Source organism: Pontimicrobium sp. MEBiC01747 (assembly GCF_053601635.1).
In genome coordinates this window covers 1-1660 of record NZ_JBSHNS010000223.1, presented here as the reverse complement: position 1 = coordinate 1660, position 1660 = coordinate 1, and the positions used below count along the sequence as shown (strand labels likewise).

The 1660-nt window shown below is 32.3% G+C and carries 1 protein-coding gene; it reads right to left on the bottom strand.

Annotated elements, in window-relative coordinates; all coding sequences use genetic code 11:
• Positions 1-1660: PKD domain-containing protein (locus ACVC2P_RS07460; protein WP_452597854.1), on the bottom strand; the 1660-nt coding region annotated here is incomplete at both ends.

Genomic DNA, 1660 nt, shown 5'->3' with positions numbered 1-1660 from the left:
GAACAGTATCGTTATTTGGTGTAAAATAATTAGGAAAACCTATAACATATATTGTAATACTACTTGTACCACAACCGTTTTTATCTCTAACAAAAATTGTGTGCGCACCAGCTGGAACATTACCAAAAAAAGGCGAGTCTTGATAAGGGCCAAAGCTATTATTTAAAGCATATTCATAATCTCCAAAACCTATTGTACTAGGTAGTATAGTTAGAGAATTGTTGGCAGATCCATCATTTATAACAACACTGCTAGGTGTTAGTATTGCTATTGCAGATTCTTCAATTGTAATGGTATGTGGTATAGATTCGCAAATGTACCCATTACCATAATCGTAAGTTGCAATAACGGTATAAGCCCCGCCACTAGTAACTGTTAGTGATGATTCTGTACTAGTAATTTCTCCAAAACTGTTAGTCCAAGTGTATTGATAAGTATTTAGAGAATTGGTTATGCCTACTGTTAAATTAGGAGTGTCGTCCATGCATATAATGGCATGTGTGTTTAGCTGAAATTGAGGTTGTTGTAGAACATTTAATGTAATGTAAGGGCCTAAACCTAAACACTCATCGTTTAATTCATTTTCTATACGAACGTAGATGTCTTGTTGTGTAGGAGAATTTATATTCTCATAATTAGTAATATCTTCTATAACATTGGTTTCTGTAATAGCATCGGTAAGGGTGCTATAGTAATTTATATGTATAGGTTGATTTGCTGGAAATAATGCAATAATATCGTTTTCTATAGTGCTGAAATTAAAAACAGTAACTCCATCTGTATCATCGTCACATTCAAAAAAATCTCTATGAAATGTATCAGGAATTTGTGATACAGAAACAACTAAATCTATTTGAGAAACGTCATAACAACCATTATTATTTTCTACTCTAGCCCAAACAGTATCTAGACTTGGAATTTGATTGTTATAAGCAGTTTCATTAAGTATAGAATTAATATTATGTTCTGCATCGTTTAATGTTTCATGATAAGTAATTACCAAAGCGTTGTTATCTGTAATTAAGTTATTCGCTAATTGCAAGTTAAATAGGCTTATACCATCTGTATTATCATCGCATTGATTTAATTGAACAATAGGTGTTATTTCTGGTAACGGAAAAATTTCTACTTCTATGGTTTCTATAGAAACAACATTACCTTTTGTTACTGTTGCTGTAACTTCATAAATACCAGGAGCGGAAAAGACATGTGTTGGTTGAAGGTTATTTGAACTATTATTAACTCCACTTGTAGCATCTCCAAAATTCCATGCAATAGCATCTACGGTATTATTAAAAAAGAATTGAGTTTCGTCTCCAAAACAATCTTTTTGGTAGGAGAGTAGCACAAAAAAGAAAGATTGAACAAAAGCCGGTAAACCTAGGCCACTAGCTTTTCCTGCTAAGTCTATAGCATTTACATTAAGAATAGAGGAGTTACCAATGTTTTCAGGGAAGGTTATAGTACTTAAAGTATTACTTCCAGATTTTGCTATATATATCTTGCCATCTGGCGCGAGTTGTAATTGTCCATATTGAATATTTTGGTTCGTAGATAACACAAACTCTGAAGCTGCAATGTTGGTAGCATTTAAATTGTATTGAAAGATTGTATTACTAAAATTAGAAGTATATAAAAAGTTTCCTAAAGGGGAGAAAGC